General features: G+C 63.7%; 19 protein-coding genes. 15 read left to right on the top strand and 4 right to left on the bottom strand.

Going from position 1 to position 25,790, the window contains the following annotated elements; all coding sequences use genetic code 11:
• Window positions 1–22: 22 nt before the first annotated feature.
• The 10 genes from AB0O81_RS10200 to AB0O81_RS10155 all read left to right on the top strand — a co-directional run bounded on the left by AB0O81_RS10200 (window position 23) and on the right by AB0O81_RS10155 (window position 14,474).
• Window positions 23–691, top strand: a complete 669-nt coding sequence (locus tag AB0O81_RS10200) for an alpha/beta hydrolase-fold protein (protein WP_363583856.1) — start codon at window positions 23–25, stop codon at window positions 689–691.
• Window positions 692–786: 95 nt separating this feature from the next.
• On the top strand, window positions 787–5,511 hold the full coding sequence (locus tag AB0O81_RS10195) for a crosslink repair DNA glycosylase YcaQ family protein (protein WP_363583854.1): 4,725 nt from the start codon (window positions 787–789) through the stop codon (window positions 5,509–5,511).
• Complete coding sequence (locus AB0O81_RS10190; RefSeq protein ID WP_363583852.1) at window positions 5,504–6,319, top strand: DNA-formamidopyrimidine glycosylase family protein; 816 nt, start codon at window positions 5,504–5,506, stop codon at window positions 6,317–6,319. The genes AB0O81_RS10195 and AB0O81_RS10190 overlap by 8 nt, the downstream gene beginning before the upstream one ends.
• 263 nt (window positions 6,320–6,582) lie before the next feature.
• On the top strand, window positions 6,583–7,758 hold the full coding sequence (locus tag AB0O81_RS10185; RefSeq protein ID WP_363583850.1) for an ABC transporter ATP-binding protein: 1,176 nt from the start codon (window positions 6,583–6,585) through the stop codon (window positions 7,756–7,758).
• A gap of 51 nt (window positions 7,759–7,809) precedes the next feature.
• Window positions 7,810–8,994: an extracellular solute-binding protein gene (locus AB0O81_RS10180; protein WP_363583848.1), complete on the top strand. Its 1,185-nt coding sequence runs from the start codon at window positions 7,810–7,812 to the stop codon at window positions 8,992–8,994.
• Window positions 8,984–9,922, top strand: a complete 939-nt coding sequence (locus tag AB0O81_RS10175; protein WP_363583955.1) for an ABC transporter permease — start codon at window positions 8,984–8,986, stop codon at window positions 9,920–9,922. Before AB0O81_RS10180 ends, AB0O81_RS10175 begins: the two co-directional genes overlap by 11 nt.
• On the top strand, window positions 9,919–10,827 hold the full coding sequence (locus AB0O81_RS10170) for an ABC transporter permease (protein WP_363583846.1): 909 nt from the start codon (window positions 9,919–9,921) through the stop codon (window positions 10,825–10,827). Before AB0O81_RS10175 ends, AB0O81_RS10170 begins: the two co-directional genes overlap by 4 nt.
• A gap of 78 nt (window positions 10,828–10,905) precedes the next feature.
• Entirely contained in the window at window positions 10,906–12,561 is a 1,656-nt protein-coding gene (locus AB0O81_RS10165) for an amidohydrolase (RefSeq protein ID WP_363583844.1), read from the top strand.
• A gap of 129 nt (window positions 12,562–12,690) precedes the next feature.
• Window positions 12,691–14,127, top strand: a complete 1,437-nt coding sequence (locus AB0O81_RS10160) for an FAD-dependent oxidoreductase (RefSeq protein WP_363583953.1) — start codon at window positions 12,691–12,693, stop codon at window positions 14,125–14,127.
• Window positions 14,124–14,474, top strand: a complete 351-nt coding sequence (locus tag AB0O81_RS10155) for a cupin domain-containing protein (RefSeq protein ID WP_363583842.1) — start codon at window positions 14,124–14,126, stop codon at window positions 14,472–14,474. Before AB0O81_RS10160 ends, AB0O81_RS10155 begins: the two co-directional genes overlap by 4 nt.
• A gap of 7 nt (window positions 14,475–14,481) precedes the next feature.
• Here the strand turns inward: AB0O81_RS10155 and AB0O81_RS10150 are convergent, their stop codons facing one another.
• Window positions 14,482–16,146 (bottom strand): PucR family transcriptional regulator, encoded by a 1,665-nt coding sequence (locus tag AB0O81_RS10150; protein ID WP_363583840.1) that lies wholly within the window; start codon window positions 16,144–16,146, stop codon window positions 14,482–14,484.
• Window positions 16,147–16,235: 89 nt separating this feature from the next.
• Here AB0O81_RS10150 and AB0O81_RS10145 point away from each other — a divergent pair, with 89 nt between their 5' ends.
• The 4 genes from AB0O81_RS10145 (at window position 16,236) to AB0O81_RS10130 (ending at window position 20,292) form a co-directional block, all read left to right on the top strand.
• Window positions 16,236–17,723 (top strand): CoA-acylating methylmalonate-semialdehyde dehydrogenase, encoded by a 1,488-nt coding sequence (locus AB0O81_RS10145; RefSeq protein ID WP_363583838.1) that lies wholly within the window; start codon window positions 16,236–16,238, stop codon window positions 17,721–17,723.
• A gap of 33 nt (window positions 17,724–17,756) precedes the next feature.
• A complete protein-coding gene (locus AB0O81_RS10140) occupies window positions 17,757–19,115 on the top strand; it encodes an aspartate aminotransferase family protein (RefSeq protein ID WP_363583837.1) in 1,359 nt (452 codons plus the stop codon).
• A gap of 127 nt (window positions 19,116–19,242) precedes the next feature.
• Window positions 19,243–19,650, top strand: coding sequence for a transferase (locus AB0O81_RS10135; protein ID WP_363583835.1), 408 nt, complete (start codon window positions 19,243–19,245; stop codon window positions 19,648–19,650).
• A gap of 36 nt (window positions 19,651–19,686) precedes the next feature.
• Window positions 19,687–20,292: a thermonuclease family protein gene (locus tag AB0O81_RS10130; protein ID WP_363583833.1), complete on the top strand. Its 606-nt coding sequence runs from the start codon at window positions 19,687–19,689 to the stop codon at window positions 20,290–20,292.
• Here AB0O81_RS10130 and AB0O81_RS10125 read toward each other — a convergent pair.
• Window positions 20,289–20,687: a DUF1304 domain-containing protein gene (locus tag AB0O81_RS10125; protein ID WP_363583831.1), complete on the bottom strand. Its 399-nt coding sequence runs from the start codon at window positions 20,685–20,687 to the stop codon at window positions 20,289–20,291. The two genes, AB0O81_RS10130 and AB0O81_RS10125, sit on opposite strands and share 4 nt — an antisense overlap.
• Window positions 20,688–20,722: 35 nt before the next feature.
• Here AB0O81_RS10125 and AB0O81_RS10120 point away from each other — a divergent pair, with 35 nt between their 5' ends.
• Window positions 20,723–21,478 carry a LysR family substrate-binding domain-containing protein gene (locus AB0O81_RS10120; RefSeq protein WP_363583829.1) on the top strand — a complete coding sequence of 252 codons (756 nt, stop codon included), beginning with the start codon at window positions 20,723–20,725 and terminating at the stop codon, window positions 21,476–21,478.
• Between the two features lie 202 nt (window positions 21,479–21,680).
• Here AB0O81_RS10120 and AB0O81_RS10115 read toward each other — a convergent pair whose 3' ends face one another.
• Window positions 21,681–24,176: a CHAT domain-containing protein gene (locus tag AB0O81_RS10115; protein ID WP_363583827.1), complete on the bottom strand. Its 2,496-nt coding sequence runs from the start codon at window positions 24,174–24,176 to the stop codon at window positions 21,681–21,683.
• A 10-nt stretch (window positions 24,177–24,186) separates the two neighbouring features.
• Entirely contained in the window at window positions 24,187–25,788 is a 1,602-nt protein-coding gene (locus AB0O81_RS10110; RefSeq protein ID WP_363583825.1) for a S8/S53 family peptidase, read from the bottom strand.
• Window positions 25,789–25,790 lie beyond the last annotated feature (2 nt).

The raw sequence follows: 25,790 nt of genomic DNA, 5'->3' as shown, positions 1-25,790 counted from the left end.
TGCACGGTGGCAGGATAAGAAGATGCCTGAGTCACTGATTCTTGATGCAGAAGCCGTGCTGTGGTCTGCAGAGCCCACCACCGTTGACGGCCAGGACCTTCTGGTGGTGTTGCATGGATATGGTTCTGATGAGCATGACCTGTTCGCGCTTCGGGGGTACTTTCCACCAGATCTTGTGGTCGCCGCGCTCGCTGCACCGCTGACCCCGCCTTGGCCGGCGCCCGGTCGCTCCTGGTATGCGATTGAAGGACTCAATACTCGGGATGCTGCCGGCATCACTGCCGCAGCCGAAGCCGTGCTGGCGTGGCTCGATGAGCACGCGCAGGGCGCAGCATCCATTGGACTGTTGGGCTTTTCTCAGGGCGCCGCTGTGTCATTGCAAACATTGCGACTCGCGCCGGAACGCATCGACTACGTCGTCAACCTCAGCGGCTATGTGACCCCCGCTGCGCTCCCCAAAGACGAAGAACTCGCAGAACTCAAGCCACCCGTGTTCTGGGGACGCGGCTCTCACGACGAAGTGATTCCTGCTGCGCTCGTCTTGCACACGACCCAGTGGCTCCCCGAACGAGCCGAGCTGAGCGGCCGCGTCTACCAGGACATGGCTCACAGCGTGTCAGAGGCAGAGCTTGCTGATCTGCGCGTCTTCATCGACAAGCAGCGCGAGCGTCTCGCAGAACAGGGTAGCTAGCCCGCTCGCGCGCGTGCCGATACCGCATGCTCGCACCGTGTCAATAGGCGCCGATCAACAGCGCCAATGTCGCCGGCACACACCAAGATGGAGTGGTGGCCGATGTGCTTGAGCGATTCGGTCCTGCGACGCAGGACTGGTTTCGTGGCGCGTTCGAGGCCGCCACAACAGCGCAAATGGGTGCGTGGGACGCGATCTCGGCAGGCAAACACGCGCTCGTCGTGGCCCCGACTGGGTCGGGAAAAACGCTGTCAGCTTTTCTCTGGGCGATCGACCGGGTGTTTCGAGAAAAGAAGCTGCCCGAGCCCACTGCCATCCCCGCGCCGAAACGCACGCGTCGAGCGCAGACCTCGACCACCCGCATCCTCTACATCTCGCCGCTGAAGGCCCTGGGCGTCGACGTCGAACGCAACCTTCGCTCGCCGCTGATCGGCATCGGTCAGTCTGCGCGCAGGCTCGGAATCGCTCTGCCCGAAGTGACGGTGGGCGTGCGATCGGGAGACACCACCTCAAGCGATCGGCGAAAGCTCGTGTCGGCACCGCCCGACATTCTCATCACCACTCCTGAGTCGCTCTATCTGATGCTCACCAGCCAAGCCGGTGAAACACTGCGCGATGTGCACACGGTGATCATCGACGAGGTACATGCCGTTGCCGCCACCAAGCGCGGCGCGCACCTCGCGGTGAGCCTGGAGCGGCTCGACGAGCTACGCGCGACGCTGGAGCCCACCGCAAAGCCCGCGCAGCGAATCGGGCTGTCGGCCACGGTGCGGCCGATCGACGAGGTCGCTCGTTTCTTGGGCGGAGCGCTGCCCGTCGAAATCGTCGCGCCGCGCGCGACCAAGGCGTTCGATATGCATGTGGTCGTGCCGATCGACGACATGATGAACCCGCCCGCAGCACCGAGCGCCTATGCGAGCGCGTCGAAAGCAACTCCCGCCACGCACGACGAAGAACCCGCGATCGACGAAGACTGGTTCGCCGACGGCTCAAATCAACCTCACAGCGACGGCTCGGCAGAGATCACAGGCTCAGTCTGGCCCCACGTCGAAGAAGCGATCGTCGATCGCATCGTGCAGCATCGATCGACGATCGTCTTCTGCAATTCCCGACGGTTGGCGGAGAGGCTCACCGGACGGCTGAACGAGATCTATTCAGAGCGGCTCGGTCTAGAAACGCTCGAGGTGCAAGCGCCCCCCGCAGCCATGATGGCGCAGGCAGGAGCCACCAGCGGTGCCGAACCGGTGCTCGCCAAAGCGCACCACGGCTCGGTGTCGAAAGAGCAGCGCGCGCAGGTTGAAGAAGAACTGAAGTCAGGCTCGCTGCGTTGCGTGGTTGCCACGAGTAGCCTCGAGCTAGGAATCGACATGGGCGCCGTCGACCTTGTGATCCAGGTCGAAGCACCGCCTAGCGCCGCGTCTGGACTGCAGCGCATCGGTCGCGCTGGTCACCAAGTGGGTGAAGTGAGCCGCGCCGCGCTGTTTCCCAAGCATCGGGGCGATGTTCTTCACACCGCAATCGTCACGGAGCGCATGTTGGCCGGCCAGATCGAAGCGATCAAAGTGCCCCAGAACCCACTCGATATTCTTGCTCAGCAGACCGTCGCTGCCTCAGCGCTCGGTGCTATCGACGTGGAACGTTGGTTTGAAACGCTCAAGCGCAGCGCGCCGTTTCGCTCACTGCCTCGCTCAGCCTATGAAGCGACTCTGGATCTGCTCGCCGGTCGCTTTCCCTCCGATGAGTTCGCAGAGCTCCGCCCCCGTCTGATCTGGGACCGCGACGCGGGCACCCTGACGGGTCGGCCCGGCTCGCAGCGCATCGCGGTTACCAGCGGCGGCACGATCCCAGACCGCGGCTTGTTCGGCGTGTTCATCGCGGGCGAATCGCAAAATGCTCGCGTCGGTGAGCTCGACGAAGAGATGGTCTACGAGTCGCGCGTCAATGACGTCTTCACCCTCGGCACCACGAGCTGGCGCATCGTCGAGATCACTCACGACCGGGTCAACGTCACTCCCGCTTTCGGGCAGCCTGGCAAGGTGCCGTTCTGGCATGGTGACGGCCTCGGCAGGCCAGCAGAACTCGGCGAAGCCCTTGGCAAGTTCTCGCGCGAACTGGCTGCGGCGCAACCCGAGCAGGCAGATCAGCGGCTCCGCGATGCGGGCCTCGATGACTACGCCCGTGACAATCTGCTCGCGTATCTCGCCGAGCAGCGCGAAGCCACTGGCACCTTGCCTACCGATCGCCAACTCACCGTGGAACGTGGTCGAGATGAGGTCGGCGACTGGCGCATCATCCTTCATTCCCCGTACGGCATGAAGGTGCATGCGCCCTGGGCGCTGGCGGTGAATGCCCGCATTCGTGAAAGGCTCGGCGTCGAAGGCTCGGCGGTCGCGAGCGATGACGGAATCATTGCCAGGATTCCCGATGCTGCCGCTGAGCCGCCCGGCGCAGACCTTTTCATCTTCGACGCGGATGAGCTCGACCAGATCGTCACCGAAGAGGTAGGCGGCTCAGCCCTGTTCGCTTCGCGCTTTCGCGAGTGCGCGGCGCGCGCACTGCTCATGCCCCGTTTAAACCCCGGCAAGCGGAGCCCGCTATGGCAGCAGCGCCAGCGATCGGCGCAATTGCTCGAGGTCGCGCGCCGTCACCCGACCTTCCCGATCATCCTTGAAACGCTGCGAGAGGTGCTGCAAGACGTCTATGACGTGCCCGCGCTGCTGCGGGTCTCTCGATCGATCGCCGATCGCCGCATCCGCCTGGTCGAGACGGCTCCCGCGCAGCCATCTCCGTTCGCGCGTGATCTGCTTTTCGGCTATGTCGGCGCCTTTATGTACGAGGGCGACTCGCCGCTCGCCGAGCGTCGGGCTGCAGCGCTCGCGGTCGATCCTGCGTTGCTCAGCGAGCTTCTCGGCAAGATCGAGATGCGAGAGCTGCTCGACCCTGAGGTCATCGCGCAGTTCGAGCGCGAAGCGCAACGGCTCGACCCAGACCGCCGCGCAAAAGGAATCGAGGGTGTGGCGGATCTGCTGCGCGTGCTCGGCCCACTTGACGCTGCAGAGGTGGCAGCACGCCTGCAGGCAGCCGATGACGCAACCACCGCGGCAGACAGCGCGGCCGCTACGTCACATCTCGCTGCGCTGGTGCGAGCGAGACGCGCTATCGAAGTGACGATAGCGGGCGTGCGCCGGGTCGCCGCGATCGAAGACGCGGGGCGACTGCGCGATGCCGTGGGAGTCGCACTGCCGATCGGCATCCCGAACGCCTTCCTTGAGCCCTTCGCCGACCCGTTGGGCGACCTCGTTGCCCGCTTTGCCCGCACGCACTCCCCGTTCACCTCAGATGCTGTCGCACAGCGGTTCGGCATCGGCATTGCCGTTGCACGGTTGACGTTGCAACGACTCGACTCACAAGGCCGGGTCACCAGCGGCTACTTCTTGCCGGAAGGCACGGGCGCGCGCGGCGAAGACCTGGAGTGGTGCGACACCGAGGTGCTGCGACGGTTGCGCATGCGCTCACTCGCGGCAATCCGCGGCAGCGTCGAACCCGTTCCCCAAGACGCCTTCGCGCGCTTTCTGCCGGTGTGGCAACACGTTGCTCGCCCGCTTGAGGGCATCGATGGCGTCGCGACCGTCATCGATCAGCTTGCTGGCGTGCCCATCCCGGCAAGCGCGTGGGAATCGCTGATTCTGCCCTCGCGAGTGTCTGATTACAGTCCAAGCATGCTCGACGAGCTCAGCTCAACCGGCGAGATCGTCTGGTCGGGGCACGGCAGCCTCGCGGGGCGAGACGGGTGGATAGCGTTGCACCCGGCAGACACCGTCAGCCTGTCGTTGCCGATCGCCGACGACGAGGTCGCGGCGGGAAGCCTCGACGCCCAATTACTCGCGACGCTCGAGGGTGGCGGCGCGTACTTCTCCGCGCAACTTCGAGGACTCACCGGCGCAGAAAACGAGCAAACACTCGTTGAGGCGCTGTGGCGACTGACCTGGTCGGGCCGAGTAACGAATGACACCTTCGCTCCCGTCCGCACCCTGGTCAGCGGTGGATCGCAAGCACATCGAGTAGCCCGCAAGGCCCCCCGAGCTCGGATGTACCGTGGTGCCGCAGCTCGCACTGTTGCGTCGTCGATTCCGCCGCGCTCCCCCTCGGTGGGAGGGCGCTGGTCGCTGCTCCCGCCTGCAGAGCCCGATCCCACCATGCGCGCGACCGCTGCCGCGAGCCTGCTGCTCGACCGATACGGCGTCGTGACCCGTGGATCGGTGCAGGCCGAGGGCGTCCCAGGTGGATTCGCTCAGACCTACCGCGTGCTCGCAGGGTTCGAAGATGCCGGCCATTGCCGACGTGGCTACGTTGTAGAAAAGCTCGGTGCCGCGCAGTTCGCTGCTTCAGCCACGGTCGACCGCCTGCGCGAGTTCGCTACGGTACCCGATACCCCACCCCTGCGAGCGGTAACGCTCGCAGCAACCGATCCCGCTAACCCCTACGGGGCAGCCCTGGCGTGGCCACCGCTCGAAGGCGTCGGACACCGACCCGGGCGCAAGGCCGGGGCGCTGGTGGTGCTCGTCGATGGCGAACTGATCCTCTACCTCGAACGCGGTGGCAAGTCGGCGCTGGCGTTCACCGACGATGATCCGACGCTTGCTGCCGCGACCGCAAGCCTGGCTGAAACCAGCCAGCGTCACCGACTCGACACCCTCACCATCGAGCAAGTGAACGGTGTTTTTGTCTATACGACTTCTGTCGGTCGCGCGCTGCGGGCGGCCGGATTTGTCGAGTCCCCCAAGGGGCTGACACTGCGAAAGGCGAGCGTTCGTGCCTGAGGGCGACACCGTCTTTCGCGCTGCGCGTCGCCTCCACAATGCGCTCGCTGGCGGCACGGTTAATCGCTTCGAGCTTCGTGTGCCCCAGGTGGCGACCGCGGACCTACGCGGCGAGACGGTGCACGAAGTCACTTCCCGGGGCAAACACATCTTGCATCGCATCGGCGCCTTCACCTTGCATTCGCATCTGAAGATGGAGGGGCAGTGGCACGTCTATCGGCGAGGTGAACGCTGGCGAAAGCCTGGCTACACTGCTCGCGCCGTGATCGGAGTCACCGGAAGGGATGAGGCCGACTGGGAGAGCGTCGGATTCGACCTCGCCGATATCTCTCTCGTGCCTACGCGTGACGAACACACTCTCGTGGACTATCTGGGGCCAGATCCGCTTGGCGCAGACTGGAACCCGGCAGAGGCGGCGACTCGGTTGAGCGCCGACACACGCAGCATCCACGTGGCCTTGCAAGATCAGCGAAACATCGCAGGCTTCGGGAATGAGTACGTGAACGAGATTCTGTTCGTGCGCGGCGTGCATCCCGAGACCCCCGCCACGGTGACCGATGTCACCGCGATCGTAGATCTGGGCGCGCGCATGATCCGCGCAAACCGCGATCGTCGCGATCGCACCTTCACCGGAGACAGTCGCCCTGGTCACACCACCTGGGTCTACCGGCGCGAGGGCACGCCGTGCCGACGTTGCGGCCAGACGGTTCAGCGCGGAGCCTTGGGCGCCGCGGCGACGAGTGAACGTCTGGTGTTCTGGTGTCCGCGCTGCCAGCCCCAAAGCCAGAGCGGCGCGCGCGAGCGCTAGCCCAAATCGTTGCCCACACGGACGTTCTGTAGGCATCCCCGGCCATTGCCGGGATAGGCGCCGACCGCTACCCTTAGGAAACCCGCGTTTTTCTGCCTGTTACATAACTCCGGACATTCTGTTTGGCATCGTTGCCTCTCGTCTCTAATCGTCCGGTTCGCGCCGCGGTGCGTTGCACGGCTGTGCTCCGCGATATGTAATTCTGAAAACATCACACCGGCTCCGCAACGTTGCGCAGCCCTCGACCAGAAGGACTCCACCAGGTGACAACGGTGACGGATGCGGACTCGACCGCAACGACAAACTCTGGCGCGGCTGACGGCCGCGGTGGCGTCCGCCTTGAGGGCATCACGAAGCGGTACGGCGATCAGACCGCCGTCGACAACCTCTCGTTGACCATCGAGCCTGGTGAGTTCATCTCATTCCTCGGCCCCTCGGGCTGCGGCAAGACAACCACCCTGCGCATGATCGCTGGATTCGAAACGCCCAATGCTGGCGACATCCTGATCTCAGGCACCTCGGTGCTCAATGCACCGCCGTACCGCCGCGATGTCAACACGGTGTTTCAGGCCTATGCGCTGTTTCCGCACCTGTCGGTCGCCGAGAACGTTGCCTACGGGCTGCACCAGCGGCGCACCTCGAAGTCAGACGTGCGCGACCGCGTCACCGCGGCACTCGACATGGTGCAGATGCGCTCGTTCGGCGACCGCCGCCCCACTCAGCTCTCTGGTGGTCAGCAGCAGCGCATTGCGCTTGCCCGCGCCCTCGTGAACCGGCCCGCCGTGTTGCTACTCGACGAGCCGCTCGGTGCACTGGACCGGCAGCTGCGTGAAGAAATGCAGATGGAGCTGAAGCTTCTGCAGGCGCGCCTCGGCATCACCTTTGTCTTCGTCACCCACGACCAGGGCGAAGCCCTCTCGATGAGTGACCGCATCGCGATCATGCGCGCGGGACGCATCGAACAGCTCGCAGACTCAGACACCGTCTACGCGCACCCCGCCTCGGCCTACGTCGCCGCATTCGTCGGGCAGCAGAACTTCTTCCGCGGCGATGTGACCGAATCTGGCGCGGCGGTGGTGTCTCCCCACGCGCTGGTTCGAGGCGCGACAGCGTCGCTGGCAGATGCTTCGCAGGGCGAGGCGGCAGTGCGACCCGAGTTCATCAAGATCGAAAAAGACGGCACTACCGCTGGCACCGCCGACGACGCAAACACCACGCGCGGCACGCTACTCGGCGTCTCGCACCTTGGTGACACGATGCAGTTCTTGGTGAGCCTCGGAGATGACCAGAGTTTGGTCGTTCGCCGGCCCACGCCCGACGCTCCCTCGCTCCGCATCGGCGACTCGGTGCTTTGCACCTGGGAAGCCCGCCACGTTCTGCTCTTCCCTGCCGATGACTCTGCCGCCGAGGGCGGCTACGTCGCACCACCTACAGCCTGATCCGTCGCCACACCACAGCCACCGGCGCCAAACCCGAACCAGGAGTCTCCGATGACCGAATCCAGCAACCCCCTCCGCATTCTTGCCCCGCAAGAAGCCGTTCCCACGATCGCACGCGAGATCTCGCGTCGCCGATTCCTCAGCGTTGCGGCGATCACCGGCGGCGCAGCTGTGCTCGCTGCGTGCTCGCCCGGCGGCGACAGCACACCCTCGACCGCGGCGACCGGCGGCGAACTCGAATCCAGCCTGTCGGTGTACACCTGGGGTGACTACGACTCCCCTGATGTGATCGCTTCATTCACCGCCAATCTGGGCCCGTCAGTCACACTGGACTCCTACTCGTCGAATGAAGAGCTCATCGCGAAGCTGATCGCGGCAAAGGGAACGTCCGGCTACGACATCGTCGTGCCTACGGGCGTATTCATTCCGCAGATGATTGAGAACGGTCTGCTGACGAAGTTCAACAAAGACCTGTTGCCCAACATCTCCAACATGGACGCGGCCTACCTGGGCCGCGCCTGGGACCCGAACAACGACTACTCGATCTGCAAGGCATGGGGCACCACAGGCTTCGTGTACGACAAGAACATCATCACGCGCGAGCTCACGACCTGGGCCGACTTCTTCGACGCTGCACAGAACGAGGCCAGCGGAAAGACGACGATGTCTGATGACCCCGCCGGTGTGGTTGGCTCCTACTTCTGGGCGAACGACACCGACTGGAACACCGAAGACCCCGAACAGCTTGAAGCCTGCCGTGAGTACCTCGTGAACACCATCGCGCCGCACATCTCGGCATTCGACTCGTACCCCGGCACCAATGCGATTCCCCAGGGTACTCAAGCGCTCATGCAGGCATGGAACGGCGACGCTCGCCTGGGCCTGATGGAGTCAAGCGAGCCCGACCGCTGGCAGTGGGTTCTTCCCGGCCCGATCACCGAGCTGTGGATGGACAACTGGGCGATCGCTGAGGGTGCGCCGAATCCCGAGGCTGCCCACGCGTTCATCAACGACTCGATGACACCCGAGAACCTCTTCTTGAACCTCGACTACATCGGCTACAACGTCGGTGGAAAAGACATGGAACAAGAAGCGATCGACGGTGGCATCGAGCTGACCGACTTCATCTTCTTCAGCGAAGAGCAACTCGCCACCATGAAGGAGCAGGTCCTCAACGACTCGCAGACCGTTCGCGTGGAGATCTGGAACGAAATGAAGGCCGCCGCTGGTGCGTAAAACCTCTGGTGCCGCGCTCGCGGTTCCTGCGTGGGCGTGGTTCCTCGTCTTCTTCGTGGCCCCAGTCGGGATGGTCATCTGGTTCAGCTTCGGCTACAAACCGGGCATCTTCGGCACACACGCGAATGACATCCTGTCGTTCGACCGTTACGTCGAAGCGCTGACTCCGACGTTTCTGGCAACGTTCATGAACACCCTGTGGGTGGGCGTCGTGGGAACGGTGCTGTGCTTCCTGATCGGCGCTCCTGTCGCGTATTGGATGGCGTTCAAGGTAAAGCCGTCACGTCGTGGTCTGCTGATCGCCCTGGTACTGGTGCCGTTCTGGACGAACTTCCTCGTGCGCACGATCGGTTGGCAGATCATCCTGTCGCCGGAAGGTTGGATGTCGACGGGCCTTCAGACAGTCGGGTTGCTCGATGGCCCCCTTGATTTGCTCTACACGCGCACGGCAGTGGTCATCGGTGTGGTCTACAACTACCTGCCACTGATGATCCTGCCGCTGTTCGTCGCGTTCGACCGCGTCGGACCGGCGTTGCGAGAGGCATCGAAGGATCTCGGCGCGGGCAAGGTGAGCACGTTCGCACGCGTCACCCTTCCCCTCGCGCAGCCCGGCATCATCGCGGGCGTGCTGCTGGTGTTCATTCCGCTGATGGGTGACTACATCACCGCCACAGTGCTGGGTGGCGCCAAGGGCAACATGATCGGGCAGCTGGTCGCAAGCCAGTTCCAGACCGCACAGAACTGGGCGCTCGGCTCAGCCATGGCCGTGCTGCTGATGCTCGTCATCACGTTGACGATCGCTGCTGGCGCCGCTCTCATCTGGCTGGTCACCCTGCCGTACCGTCACCGCACGCGGTTAGTGCTGGGCCCGGTCGATGATGCGAAGACGGATGCCGCCCCCGCTGAGCGCACGGAGGTGCTGACGTGACCCAGACCGTTACTGAAACCATGCTGCGTGCGCTGCCGGCGCCCGACGCCCCTCGTGAGCGCAAGCTGAAGAAGACGTGGTCCGACGTCGCGTTCAACGTGTGGGGTGTCCTCGTGATGCTCTTCTTGTTCGCGCCGATCATCGTGATCGTCATCTATTCGTTCAACACCGGGCGCTTGCTCGTATCGTGGGACGGATTTGGCTTCGACGCGTTCGCCACGATTCTGGTGAAGCCGGCGATTCAGAGCGCAGTGATCGTCTCATTGCAGACGGCGTTGTTCGCGGCGGTGATCGCGACCGCACTCGGCACGCTGGCTGGCATCGCAATGGCCCGCCACCCCGGCAAATGGACCTGGTGGTTCCTGGGGTTGCTGCTGATGGTCTCGGTGACCCCCGAGATTGTCGACGCCGTTGCTCTGCTGCCGTGGTTCGTCTGGCTTGGCCAAGACATGGGCATTGGAATGTTCAACAACGGTCTGGTGCGCCTGTCGGTCGGCTCCTCGCTGTTCGCGACTGCTGTGGTGTCTTACATCGTGCGTGCACGATTGATTGGCCAGGACGCCAATCTCGAAGAGGCGTCGAGCGACCTGTATGCCAAGCCGTTCACCACCTTCCGCAAGGTCACCCTCGCCTTGGCGATGCCGGCGGTGCTCGCGGGCTTCCTGCTGGCGTTCACGCTGAGCCTCGACAACACCATCGTGGCAGCGTTCGTCCAGGTCTCGGGTTCAACGCCATGGCCGGTGTATGTGCTCAGTGCGGTGAGATCTGGCCTTCGCCCTGAAATCGCTGCAGTTTCGACGATCATGCTGCTACTCACCCTCGTGGCACTCGCGCTCGTCGCACTCGTGCTCAAGCGCGCCGGCGACTCGGCTACCGAGATCGCCCGCACCATGACTGGCGGCTGATTCTGGGGGTGGATGCTGCGCACTGGCGCAGCATCCACACCGGCGCCTGTCAGCATCCGCTCCACCAAAAGGACCCCCATGCCCTCCGCAGAGATCGTGTTTACCGGTGGTGCCGTTTTCACTGCCAACACCGTTCGCTCGCGCGCACGCTCTGTCGCCGTTTCGGGCGGCCGGATTGTTGCGGTCGGCGGTGATGAAGTGCGCGAACTCATCGGCGCGAAGACAGAGGTGGTCGACCTTTCAGGACGCATGCTGACACCCGGTTTTCAAGACGCGCATGTGCACCCGGTGTGGGGTGGCCTCGACATGTTGCGGTGCGATCTCGCCGAGTACAGCACGGCGACCGACTACCTCGATGCGATCTCTCGTTTTGCGTCGGCAAATCCCGATGACGAGTGGGTGCTGGGCGGCGGGTGGCAGATGTCGGCCTTCGCCGGTGGAACGCCGACCGCGACCGCTCTCGATTCGGTAGTGGCCAATCGCCCTGCTTTTCTACCGAACCGCGATGGTCATGGTGCATGGGTGAACTCAGCGGCGCTGCGACTCGCGGGTATTGACCGCCATACGCCGGATCCACCGGACGGACGCATCGAGCGTGACCCCGATGGCACCCCGACCGGCACCCTGCACGAAGGCGCCATGGGCCTGGTGAACCGGCTGTTGCCCGAAGAGCCACTTGATCGCCTCACCGAAGCTCTTCTCGTCGGCCAGCGATACCTGCATTCATACGGAATCACCGCGTGGCAAGATGCCATCGTCGGCAGCTACGGAGACGCTGGGGATCCGGCACCGGCCTATATGAAAGCTGCCGCCGACGGCACTCTGACTGCCCGAGTGATTGGCGCGCTCTGGTGGGACCGAGCCAAAGGCCTCGACCAGATTCCGTCTCTCATTGAGCGCCGCGAACGCTTTCGCGCCGGCCGCTTCGCTGCGACCAGCATCAAGGTGATGCAAGACGGGGTCGCAGAAAACTTCACGGCCGCCATGATCGAACCGTACTGCGACGGCCACGGCCATTTCACCGACAACTCTGGGATCTCTTTTGTTGCGCCCGAGATCCTCAACGAAGCAGTGCCACTGCTCGATGCGGCCGGTTTTCAAGTTCATTTTCACGCCATCGGAGACCGTGCCGTGCGCGAGTGCTTGGATGCTGTTGAGCACTCGATAAGCCGCAACGGGCGTGGCCCCAACAGACACCACATCGCCCATATACAGGTCGTGCATCCCGAAGACATCCCGCGCTTCCGGCGCCTCGACGTTGCCGCGAATATGCAGTCACTGTGGGCAACGCTTGAACCGCAGATGGTGGATCTCACCCTGCCCTTCCTCGGCTCGACCCGCAGCGCGTGGCAATACCCGTTCGGCGACCTGCTGCGTTCAGGCGCCGTGTTAGCGGCTGGTAGCGACTGGTCGGTGTCGTCGCCTGACCCTCTCGCCGCAATCCACACGGCGGTTAACCGCCTTGCCGGCCCCGGTTACGAAGAAGGCGACTACGAGCCGTTCCTGCCGGAACAAGCCATCGACTTGGCGACCTCGCTCACTGCCTACACGGCGGGATCTGCCTGGGTGAACCATCTCGATGCTGACACCGGAACCATCGAAGTCGGCAAGTACGCAGACCTCGCCGTGCTCGATCGCGATCCCTTCGATGCCCCCAGCGACGAGATCGGGCACACCACAGTGCTGCAGACCTTCGTCGAAGGTGAACGCGTGTACGCGGCCTCCGACGCCTAATCACCCTCGTTGCCGCGACTCCTCGGACAACCCGTACGAGCACGCTCAGAGTCATGACACCAAGAAGTGGCGAGCGCACCGCCACGACACGAAGATTGAATGAACGAAACCCCTGAAAGGGTGATACCCGTGGGAACGACTGTCTTCGAACGACGTCGGCCACCGGCCGCGGCAATTCAGCGCGGCCTTGCAGATGCGCAGCACAGCGTGTTCTGGCTTGACGACCTGCCAGATGCCCCCACCCGCCCGTCGCTGACAGGGGTGGTTCACGCTGACCTCGCGATCGTCGGTGCCGGCTACACCGGACTATGGACCGCGCTCCTGGCAAAGCGCCGCGATCCGTCGTTGCGCGTCGTAGTCGTCGAAGCGCGCACCGTCGGGTGGGCAGCCTCCGGCCGAAACGGCGGTTTCTGCGAGGCCAGCCTCACACACGGTCGCGACAACGGCGTGAGCCGTTGGCCTGACGAGATCGACCAACTCGATGAGTTGGGGCTTGCGAACCTCGACGGCATGGGGGAAGACATTGCCTCGCACGGCATCGACGCCGATTGGGAACGCGTTGGCTCGCTCTCGGTGGCGACCGAGCCACACCAGCTTGAGTGGCTCGACGAGTGGGAACAAGACGCGCGCTCACGCGGCGACGAATCGCTCGTGCGGCTCGACGAAGCCCAAATACAGGCGTCGGTTGCCTCGCCGACGTATTTGGGTGCGGTGTGGGAAACCCACACGACCGCTCTCGTTCACCCTGGAAAGCTCGCGAGCGGACTGGCACGCGCCGCGGAAGAAGCGGGCGTGGTGATTTACGAGTCCTCGCCAGTCAGATCGCTCGATGCGGCCGACGACTCTGTCGCGGTATTGACCGCCGCGGGACGAGTCGTTGCTTCTCAGGTAGCTCTCGCCACCAACGTCTTCCCGTCGCTGCTCAAGCGCACCCGTCTGATGACTGTGCCGGTCTACGACTACGTCTTGATGACAGAACCACTATCGAGCGAACAGCTGAAGGCAATCGGCTGGAACGACCGCCAAGGAATCGGTGACCTCGCGAACCAGTTCCACTACTACCGCATGAGCAAAGACAACCGGATTCTGTTCGGCGGCTACGACGCGGTCTACCACTATGGGCGAAAGGTGCGCTCGCAATATGAGAATCGCCCCGAAACCTGGGAGTCGCTGGCCAGCCACTTCTACACGACCTTCCCCCAACTTGAAGAGCTGAAGTTCACTCACAAGTGGGCCGGTGCGATCGACACGTCCACCCAGTTCTCGGCGTTCTTCGGCACCGCTCGCCGCGGTCGTGTGGCATACGCCGCCGGTTTCACTGGTCTGGGTGTCACGGCGACACGGTTCGCTGGTGACGTCATGCTCGATCTGCTCTCGGGCGAAGCGACCGAACGCACCGAGCTTGAGATGGTGCGAAAGCGCCCGTTGCCCTTCCCCCCAGAGCCTGCCGCGGCAATCGGCATCAACGCCACCCGCTGGTCTCTCAATCGAGCCGACCATAACAACGGCAAGCGCAACCTGTTGCTGAAGACGCTCGACTCGCTAGGACTGGGGTTCGACTCGTGAGCGCGCTGACCGCTGGCGTTTTGGTCGACGCCGCGGCGCTGTCTCTCGCCCACGAAGCAGTGCCGCCTGAGCAGGTCGTTGCAGGCGCGCCCACCACCGGCTACGCGACGATTGACGAATCAGACGCGTCGGAGATCGGTGTGTGGGAAATGTCTGTCGGCGCCATGAGCGACGTAGAAGTTGACGAAACTTTCGTGGTGATAGCAGGAGCAGCAACCGTAGAGTTTGTCGATCCGCCGCTTCCGACCATCGCGCTGGCGCCAGGATCCGTGGTCAAGCTGGTAGCGGGAATGAAGACCGTGTGGACTGTCCGCGAACCGTTGCGCAAGATCTACTTCGCGACCTAGAAGCGCCTCAACGACCGGCGCTGCGTCGAACCAGCAACGCCAGGTGCAGTGCGGTCTGCGTCTCACCATCATCAAGGTCGAGACCCAGTAGCTCTTCGATAAGAGCGATGCGCTGGTAGAACACCGAACGCGATAGATGAGAAGCGGATGCCGCGGCCGTGCGGTTTCCCGGGTGCGCGAGCATAGCTTCGAGGACATCGAGCAGATCACCACCGCGCGCGAGGTCGTAGTCGATCAACGGCGCCAACATGCGCTCGCCATGTTCGAGTACACGCCGGTCGTCGCGGAGCGACGTGACCAGATGCACGAGTGGCCGGTCTTCTGCACGGCGAATCTGCAACCCCTTCAACGCCCGTCGACGGCGACCCCGAGACAGGTCAACCGCATCGTGTAGCGATGACAGCGCCTCGTCGAGACCTGCCGCGGCACGCCCGATCGAGACGACGAGCCTTTCAGCGTCTACCGGCGAGTCTGCCGCGTCGCGAGCGAAGACGCGCGCGGTTTCATCGTCGAACACCGCACCCGCTGGCAACGAAAGCAACATGAGCGCCGCGGGACCAGCTGCCCCCTCGGGTGCCGAGCCCATGAGCACCTTGCCGCGCACCGTGCGGGCTGCAGCATCCACCCGCTCTGGTGTCACGGGCGCCCCCGAGAACACGACCCCGTACACCGACGCGGAGTGCACCGGCAGTCCTGCGGCCTCAAGCCTGGCAGCTGCGCCGCTTGCGCCCGCGAACCTGCCGGTGAGCAACCCGTCGATGAGTCGGCGGCGTCCAATGCGCCCCCACTCGTCAGAGTCACCGTCTGCGAGACGGCCGACCGCGAGAGCGATTGCCCCCTGCTCCAACACCGCAGATCGCCCCGCGGGATGTTCGGGGCCGGGAAGCGCGATGAGGCTCCCCCAGCGGATTCCACGTGCCTCGATCGGCACGACCAGCCAATCGTCGAGAGCCGGGGCCGCGCCACGCTGTGACCGATGCTCCGAGCGACGCTGTGCTGCCCTCGACTGAAGCTCCCATTCGACGAAGAGCTCCTCTTCAATCGCGGGCGGCACCTCGGCCGCGACAACCTCATGGGCGAGGTTTTCGAGCACGATCGGCGCGCTTAGCGTCTGGGCCAGTTGCTTCACGATGAAGTCGGCCGGCGAGCCACGCAGCACCAGCGAAGTAAACCGCTCTCGCACCTCGTCTCGCGCGCGAAGCGCGTCGTGCTGACCGGTGATGATCATGCTGTGAACAGTTTCGGTGACCGCGACAAACTTCACTTCGCGATGAAGAACGATCAGCGCCAGGCCGCGCGCCTGTGCAGCCTGCGCCACCACCGCTGGGGTGTAGCGATAGTGAATACCAAGCTCGAGCACCAGCCCCGCGATTTCAGCGTCGGCGAGCGCGTCGATGAACCGACGCATGTCGACAGGATCGGTCGGCCATGACGACCCCGTCGACAACAGCAGTTCGCCACCGTTGAGCAGCCGTGCCACGTCACCGCTATCAGACGCATAGACCCAGCGAACCCGTTTGTCGAGAGCGCTATCGCCCACGAGGACTTCGGGCACGCCCTGTGCAAGCACGTCAAGAGCAAGCACGTCACGCACGGTGGGAAGTGTCTCACTCGCGGAACGGTTTGTCGGACGATCCGTGCGAATGGAATGATCTTCGCGACGTTCGGCCACTCTTGCCGCCTCTATTCCTCTGACAAACTGGGACAAATCCACCATAGATGATGCCCGGTCGATTTGTCCGACCAACGCAAGGAGATCTCATGAGCCTCATCCAGCACCACATCAACGGTCAGGCGACCGGCACCGCGGAGCGCACCGGCAATGTGTACAACCCCGCTACCGGAGCCGTGCAGCACGAAGTGGCATTCGCCAGCGTCGTCGAGGTCGAAGAGGCGATCGCCGCGGCAAAGGCCGCGCTGCCGGGCTGGCGTGCCACCGGCCTCATCAAGCGCGCCGACGTGTTCTTCCGCTTGCGTTCGCTGTTGCTTGAGCGCCAGGACGAGCTGGCCGCGATTCTCACGAGCGAGCACGGCAAGGTGCTCTCAGACGCGAAAGGCGAGATCAGCCGCGGTCTTGAGAACGTCGAGTTCGCTGCCGGGCTCGTTCACCTGCTCAAAGGAGAGCGCAGCGAGCAGGTTGCCCGCGGGGTGGATATCCATTCCACCAAGCAACCTGTCGGCGTCGTCGGCGCCATCACACCGTTCAACTTTCCCGTCATGGTGCCGTTGTGGATGACTGCTTCAGCAATTGCATGCGGGAACACGGTCGTCCTCAAGCCCAGTGAGAAAGACCCGAGCGCGTCGGTCTTCCTCGCGAAGCTGTTCGAAGAAGCAGGGTTGCCCGCAGGGGTGCTGAACGTCGTGCACGGCGACAAGGTTGCTGTTGACACGATCATCGACTCCCCCGATGTGCGCGCCGTGAGCTTCGTCGGCTCGACCCCTATTGCGCGGTCGATCTACCAGCGTTCCAGCGAACAGGGCAAGCGCGTGCAGGCACTGGGCGGTGCCAAGAACCACATGGTCGTTATGCCGGATGCTGACCTCGACGGCGCGGCAGACGCTGCGGTTTCCGCTGCCTACGGCTCTGCCGGCGAACGTTGCATGGCTGTCTCGGTGCTTGTCGCGGTCGGCAACGATGTCGCCGATGCACTCGTCGAGAAGGTGGCCTCGCGCATGAAGTCGCTCACCATCGGCGATGGCACCGACGCCGCGTCAGAGATGGGCCCGCTCATCACTCGCGCGCACCGCGACAAGGTCGAGTCGTACGTGACGGGGGCTGCTGCCGAAGGAGCGACCGTTGTCGTCGACGGCACACAGCAGGAGTTCACCGGTGACGGCTTCTTCACCGGCGTCAGCCTCATCGACAACGTCAAGCCCGGCATGAAGGTCTACGACGACGAAATCTTCGGCCCCGTGCTGTCGGTCGTCCGCGTTGAAACCTATGCAGAAGCTGTCGACCTGATCAACGCAAACCAGTTCGCCAACGGGGTGGCGATGTTCACCCGCGACGGCGGCACGGCCCGCCAGTTCGAGGTCGACATCGAAGTCGGCATGGTCGGCATCAATGTTCCGATTCCAGTGCCCGTAGGTGCCTACTCGTTCGGCGGATGGAAGAACTCGCTGTTCGGCGACTCGCACATCTACGGCCCCGAGTCGATCCACTTCTACACGCGCTCCAAGGCCGTCACGACCCGCTGGCCCGACCACACTCCCACCAAGGTCAACCTCGGCTTTCCGAGCAACCACTGAGCTTCGCCGCTGCGCACCCGAAAGGACACACCGATGACTGACGTTTCGATCGATCTCGACACTGAAGCGCGGGTACGTGCTGATGATCGCGGCCACGTGTTCCACTCGTGGAGCGCGCAGGCGCTGATTGACCCGATGCCAGTCGCCGGAGGGAGCGGTGCGACATTCTGGGACTACCAGGGCAACTCGTTTTTGGATTTCGGCTCGCAGCTGGTCAATCTGAACCTGGGCCACCAGCATCCTGACCTCGTCGCCGCCATTCAAGAGCAGGCAGGCCGCCTATCGACGATCGCGCCTGCAATGGCCAACGACGTTCGTGGCGAGCTGGCTCGGCGCATTTCAGAGGTCGCGCCAGATGGCTTTGAGAAGGTGTTCTTCACGAACGGCGGGGCCGACGCCAACGAGAATGCCGTGCGCATGGCTCGACTGGTAACAGGCAAGCGCAAGGTGCTGTCGATGTACCGCAGCTATCACGGCAACACCGCCACAGCGATCTCGCTCACTGGCGACCCTCGCCGCTGGGCGAATGAGCCCGGCGACGGCTCGGTGGCGAAGTTCTTCGGTCCGTACACCTATCGCTCGCCGTTTCACTCTTCTTCACCCGAAGAAGAGACCCAGCGGGCCTTGGAGCACCTTGAGCAGACCATCGTGCTTGAAGGCGCGTCGACCATCGCAGCGATCATCATCGAAACGGTTGTCGGAACCAACGGCGTACTCATCCCACCGCCCGGCTATCTCAAGGGCGTGCGCGAACTCTGCGACCGCTACGGCATCATGTACATCGCCGACGAAGTCATGGTCGGGTTCGGGCGCATCGGCCAGTGGTTCGCATTCCAAGAGTTTGACGTCGTTCCCGATCTGATCACCTTCGCAAAGGGAATCAACTCCGGCTACGTGCCTCTCGGCGGCGTCGTGATTTCTGAGCGGATTGCCGCGCACTTCGACACCGTGATGTTCCCGGGCGGTCTGACCTACTCGGGACACCCGCTGGCATGCGCAGCGGGTCTCGCGACGTTTGAAGTGTTCGAGCGCGACGGAATTCTCGAACGGGTGCGCGATCTTGGCGCACGCGTCATCGAGCCGCGCTTGCACGAGATCGCATCGCGTCACCCATCCGTAGGCGACGTGCGCGGGATCGGCATGTTCTGGGCCATTGAACTGGTCAAAGACCGCGACACGCGCGAACCACTTGTTCCGTTCAATGCGGCAGGACCCGACGCGGCACCCGTGTCAGCGGTCGCTGCGGCCTGCAAACGAGACGGGCTATGGCCATTCGTGCATTTCAACCGAGTGCACGTCGCGCCGCCGCTCGTGATCGACGAAGATGACCTGGTGCGCGGTCTTGGCATCGTCGACCGTGCCCTGGCTGAGGCCGACGCATACCTGAACTGAACGCGCAGCAATCCGTTCCGAATCGGGCTACGAACAACTCCTGAGACACAAACATCTGGGTTTGGGAATGAATGATCCCACCGAGTAGTTGGTGTCGATAGTCGGCAAATTGCCGTAGGAGGGGCTCGTGGGTAAGAACTACATCGACATCGAGAACGATCTTGGCGAAACACTGCGTTACCGCAAGCACGTCAACGGTCGAGGGCTGATCGCGCACGGGGCAAAAGTGCACCCGAGCGCCGTGGTTGAAGCTGGAGCGTATGTCGAACCCGGAGTTCAGATCGCCGCAGGCGCGCACGTGGGCCGCGGCGTATGGGTTGAGACAGATGCTGTCATCGGACCAGAAGCGCGCATTGAGCCGCACGCTCACATTGGTTCCGGAGCCGCAATCGGTGCGGGCGCAAAGATTGGCGTACGCACTCAAGTCGGAACTGGTGCACGTGTGGCCATCGGCTCGTTGATCGGCGACGATGAGACCATCAACGACGGCGAACGCGTCGCTACCGACCAGCGTGGACTTCGTCTCGCCGCTTAGCAAGACCCGGTCGGAGGTTGGCGCTAGCCTGTCGCAGTGATCAACCGTTCTCGACGAAACGCGCGTTGGGGCCTTTTTGCCTTGGCCATCACCATGGTTCTGGCGCTGGGTTTGCTCGCGTTGTCAGACTCTTTAGGCGAACTCGGCGCCGCAGATTCAAGCGACGAGTCAAGCGCATCGACCTCGGCGGGAAGCATCCTGGAGCGGCCCGACGATGCCTTCGCTATGACAGTCGAATACGTGACCGACGGCGACACCATCAAGGCACGGGCAAATCACTCGAATGAGGTGATTACCTCTGCCGCACCCATCTCGGTGCGACTGATTGGGATCGACACTCCAGAACTGCGTCCCGAACCAGAGTGCTGGTCAGAAGAGGCTACGGAGCACCTCAGCGCGTTACTGCCCGAGGGTTCTATCGTCTGGGCGGCCCCTGACCAGGAATGGTACGACCACTACGACCGTGCCCTCATGTACCTGTGGACGGAATCAGGCGATTTCATCAACTATGAGTTGATGGCTGCCGGCGATGCGCGTTCACTCGTGGTGCAGCCGAATGATCGATACGCAGAGCTCTTCGCGCTCACCGAAGCTCAGGCGCGGGCGACCGATTCCGGCCAGTGGGGCGAGTGTGAGTTCTAGGCGAAGAGGAAGAGCACGAATCCGATCAGCGGAAACGTTCCCTGAATGAGCGCAGGGCGCAGGTACTTCGATCCTGTGGTGATCAACACCATCGCGGCTGCAGCCATTGAGCCGAGGCTGAACAGCACAAGAGTACGTCCGGCGACATCTGCGGTGGTGTCGGGGCCACCCGCCCAAAACAGTGCGAGTCCTAGAATCGCGCCGATGGCAAGAAACAGGTTGTAGAACCCCTGGTTGTACGCCATCGGTTTCGTCGTCTCAGCGGCTTCCTGCGAGGGAATGGCGAAGATCTTCCATACCCGCGGTTGTGTCCACTGCACACTTTCCATGACGAAGATGTAGACGTGAAGCAGCGCGGCGAGTGCCGCGAGGAGTGTGGCGATAATGGCGAGCATCCTCGAACCTTAGCGCCACGGCTACGCTTGGCGGCATGGTTAAGGGCGGCGGGTCGCGCGGACGTCCGCGCAAGAGCGGGCGAGATACTGCGCTTCGAAGAACGGGCAAGTCGGCTCCGAAGTCAGCATCTGCAAGAACGGCGCACACGGCGAAGGGCAAAAAGTCTTCAGTGGAGGCAACACCCGAGGTCGAAATGCCGCCGCGCTTCACCCTCGGCGTGATTCCCGGTGCCACCCCGGGAAAGTGGATCGATGCCTGGAATGCCCGCATGCCACGCACCTCACTCGATCTCGTTCAGCTCTCGGCCGCAGAACAGCATCATGCCTTGATGAGGGGCGAAGTAGACGCTGCGATCGTGCGGTTGCCGATCAACAAAGACGGCCTTCACGTGATCGAGCTCTACAGCGAAGAGCCCGTCGTCGTCGCTTCCATCGATTCTCACTTGACTGCGGCTGAGACGCTCATGCTCGCTGATCTCACTGACGAAGTAGTGATCGTGGCGGAAGACGATGTGTTGAACCTCGCCGTGCCTGGTGCAGTCTCTCCATCTTTCACGGCCCCCGCCGATGCTGAAGAGGCGATCAAGATAGTAGCCGCCGGTGTCGGAATCATCATCGTTCCAATGTCGATCGCGCGGGCGCACCGCCGAAAAGACACCGCCTACCGCGTTCTCAGCGACGGCCCTGTCTCCCCCGTCGGCATCGCATGGATCGCTGACTCTACCAACCCTGCGATCGATGTGTTCATCGGTATCGTCCGTGGCCGCACGGCTCATTCGTCACGCTCGTAGCGGAAAGCGGGGGATGTCGCCGACCTGGGTCTCTGCGACATCCCCCGTGGTCCGGTTGCGAAGACCACGCCCCCAAGCGTGCCCGAATCGTCTTCGCAATGGCTTCCAACCCCCCAGCCCGTCTGGTCGCCATCCGTTCCGATGATCAAGAGCGCGCTATGTGCGCGCTGATACATCGAAACGAAGTTTTCTTGAAAGTTCCTTACAGACCCGCACCATGGGCTTGGAATGGCGCGATGATTCCACTCTTGTCGGATGCAGCGGCGAGCGCCTCCGCGGGCGGCAACCCGGCGGCGAGCTGCTCGTGCATCGAGCCCAACAGCTCACACGCGTCATCATCCGCGACGATAACGGGCGTTGCGATGACGCACCGGGCACCCGCGTGCAACCAGATTCGCGTCATGCCGATCGCCTCCTCACCCCAACGCACCGATGAACGACCCACCTCGCAGGCCGAGAGCACGACAAGGTCAGGCACCACGGGAATAAGGTCGATGTCGTAGCCGAACAGTGCTCCGTCGGCCAGTTCGAGACCCGAGAACATGGGGTTGTCGATCGCATGGCGGCCGTGGGCGGCAACGTGCAGTGTGCCGGTTCGAGCGGCGAGCGCCGTGACGGCGTCGACCGTCGCGTCGTCACCCATGAGCAAGTGCGCTCCGCCCCGAACTGCACGTGAGCGCTCTACCTCTTCACGCGCTCGCGGCACCCGCGGCCCGGCAACAAACCCAACCCCGGGCCGTATGACCTTGCGCCTGCAATTCAGCCAACTTGTTGCTGACGTGGCGAGCGTGAATGCCCGACCGCGCAAACCGGGCAACATGCCCCACGGAATACCGCTGAGAACGCCCGGGGCCGTGATCACCAAGCGCCGTGTGCCCGCTGCGTGCACCGCAGCATCAAGCAGGGCCCGTGACAGGGCCTCGAGCCTCTCATGCAGTGATCGGTGAACGATGCTTGCCATCGGGCCCGGAACCAGAGTCGCCGACACATCGAGGTCAGCTCGCAATCCTGCCATCAGCGCACGCGCGTTCGGCCATTCCGATACATGGATGATGCGCGTACCCACTGCGGTCACCACGACGCATGTGAGAGCCTCACCGCTCCATACGTACGCGAGCACCGCTGTGTCGGCGTCAAGATCCGCGCGCAGCGCGCTCAGCGTGGTGTGCCTCTCGACTTCTGTGCCGCGCATATCTCGCCATTGACGTTCGCGAACACGATCTCTCAGTACTTCCGCTCTCGGGTTGCTGAGCCAACTGTCGCCCGACGCTTCCTGGCGAATCTGGCGTAGCTCGGCAAGGTCAGCGGCAAGCTCGACGTCCGGGGGCGGACGCAGCGGCACGACGCTTTGATTGAGGTGCCGCGCGCGCTCAGACCACTCGAAGAGCACATCTGCACGCCCGGAGGCCACTGCCGCACGCAAGCCCGTCACTATGAGGGGCCTGGCATGCACGGCCGCAGACGTGCGCAAGTCGAGACTGCCAAACGTCGATTGCCGACGCAGCAGCTCATCGAGTCCGTGCGCGGCGTGACGGCGCACTGCGGCCAAGTCGCCATCGTTTTCTGCTCGACGCGCCCGCACCTGGTCGGCAAGCAGGCGGTTAGCCAGTGAGGCATCCCGCCGAACCCTGATCGATCGGCGAGCGACAGGCGCGACACCCGCGTTGTCTTCAGCGCGGAGGTCTGCCGCCAGCCTGACTGCCGTCGCCGATGAGGTAAGCCCTGCACCGTCAAGGTCTGCCGCGAGGGCTGGCGCGCGCTCCATGGCTTCGTCGCTGCGAGACACAGTCCTGCGATCGCCCGGGGCAGCTGAGACGCCAGGAGCCAAGGCCGCCCGCACCTCGGTCGCTTCTGCCCGCAGGGCCCATGTATCGCTACCTAAAGAACGAAACCGCCGGGCGGCGACACGGGCGAGCCTCATCGCGCCACCAGGATCCAGCATGAGGCGAGACCGCGCCAATCCCAGCTCGGTCTCTGCGCGCGCCTGACGCATGCGATGCGCGCCAAACACTCGCGCAACCCTCGCCAGAATCTGCTCCGCCTCGGTCGTGAGGCCGGCATCGCGCAGCACTTCGGCGCGGTCCAAATCAGATTGAGCCGCTGCCACGGGAGATTCCTGTTCGAATGTGGGTCGTGCTGTCTCCATGTGCGCGAGCGCGGCGACCAAATCACCCGCAAGCAGCTCTACGTAGCCGAGGTTATGCAACGCTTTTGCGCGCTCCACCGGTTCACCGAGATCGGCGAAGATCGACGCGGCGCGTCGTAGATCGTCGCGCGCCGCGTTCAGATCGCCCGCGAGCATCGAGGCCACACTTCGGTTGAGGCGCATGCGCCCTACGCGCGCATGATCTTCAGCGTTCTGCGCTGGCATTCCCGCCAGCGCCGTGGTGAGCAGAGCGCGAGCGGCAGCGTTCTCGCCGCGCATCAGCGCAAGAACACCGAGTTGCCCATAGAGAATAGCCTGCGTTTCCTCGCCCACACCTCGATCCGCCATCGCCTCACGGCAGAGCACTTCGGCGGCGGCCGGATCGCCGGTGCGAGAGGCAATGTAGGCGAGAGTGCCCGCAGCCCGTGCGCGCAGGTCTGGGTCACTCGTGCGTGCCCGCGCGAGGAGCAAGTCACGACGTGCGGCAGCGTTGCGCCCCGCGTTGCCGTGTTCAACGCCGCGTGCGTAGAGCTCAGTTGCGCTCAGACCCATGGAGTTGAATCTACAAGGGCTTGCCGATCGCTATCGCTTCGATGTTCTTGACGGCGTACGCGGCACGGTCTGCAGGATCGTTCGACCAGTCAGAATCGCGCATGGCGGGGTCCAGGCGCGCCGCCAAGGTTCCCGCCACTAACGGGGCGGCGAAGGATGTACCGCTCCACACGGCGAAACCACCGGTGAAGTCGTCGGGATCGATGCACTCGCGCTCCCTGCCGTGTGCATCTTTGCGAGTCACCGCCTGTGCGCCGCCGTCGAAGGCGGGGAAGGTTGAGATGACCGCGGCGCCGCGCGCGTAGAGGTCTACCCACGGCGCAGTGTTGCTGAAGAGTGCAACGGTGCGCTTGTTGGGGTTGCACGCACCCACCGAAACGAGCGGCGCGAGTTCCGTTTCACCGGGGAACGCTGCTGGGAACATCGGGCGATCGGTCGCATCGTTGCCGGCGCTACAGACAACAGCACACCCGGCCGCATTGATCTCCAGCAGAATCGCGCGCAATCCGTCACTGAACAGCACGTCGGCGGGGGTCTCGTGGTAATACCCCAACGACAAGCTGAGCACGTCGATGCGCAGCCCGTCGCTAATGCCCTGAGCGTCGCGCAACGTCAGCTCAGCCACCTGATCGAGCGCGTCGATGAGGTCGGACTCAATCACGCGGCCGAGACTGTCGGCAATACGCGGCGTGAGGATGGTCGCTTCGGGACACGCCTGCAATACGATGCCCGCAATAAACGTGCCGTGCCCTGAGATGGGATCGATCTGCCCATCGAGTGGACCGAGAAGGTCTGCGTTCACTTCCGGGTCGTCTGCGACATCGGTCCGTCCGATCGCGACTCCATCCACCTCAACTCGACGTTCAACCACGCCGCCGTCGAACCACTCGTGCTCGCCGCAGCCCGTGTCGAGCACCATGACGGTCGGGCGATCGACCTTTCGGCTACGAGTGCGAGCAGGGCGTTGACCTACCCATGCGACCGGCTGGCGCCCGCCGTAGCCCGGAAGAGAGTAGCTGCCGAGCCCGGTGCTCGCGGGGTTGGTCGAGGTGAAGGGGTTCGTTGAGGTGAACGGATTCGTAGACGTAAATGGGTTCGTCGAGGTGAAGGGGTTCGTCGACGTGAACGGGTTCGTAGACGTGAACGGATTCATTCCGATGGGGCCGACGGTGAGCAGATGATCGAGGCTTACGCCCTCAAGGTCGACACCTTCGTCTGCCGCCGCACGCAACACCGCCCATGCGTCAGGAGCCTTGGCGTCACCACTCGCCACGATGGCCAAGCGAGTGACTGCGGGCTGTTGCGTGCCAGAACGCCTGCGCGCGGTGCGCTCGAACCGCGGGCCGGTGAGTTGAGGCACAAGTTCCACCCCGGCGTCTCCGAGCGCTGCCCCGAGCAATTTTGCTACCTCGTGTGGGTCACGTCCCGCCGCGACCAAGATTCGGTCAGGCACATAGACCGTCGGGAAGACCTCTTTTTCAAGAGAACCAGCTGCGGGATTCAACACCACGCCCAGCGGTTTGATCGCTTCCTCGCGACGCTGCCAACTTGATTCGGCCTCGCCGTCAGCGTTGTTGCTCTCAGCGTCGTCTCGGTCCATTGCTCGCGCCATCG

This window comes from Microbacterium sp. NPDC076911, assembly GCF_040687125.1.
In the GTDB taxonomy this organism is placed as follows: domain Bacteria; phylum Actinomycetota; class Actinomycetes; order Actinomycetales; family Microbacteriaceae; genus Microbacterium.
This window is presented reverse-complemented; position numbering and strand designations above follow the sequence as displayed.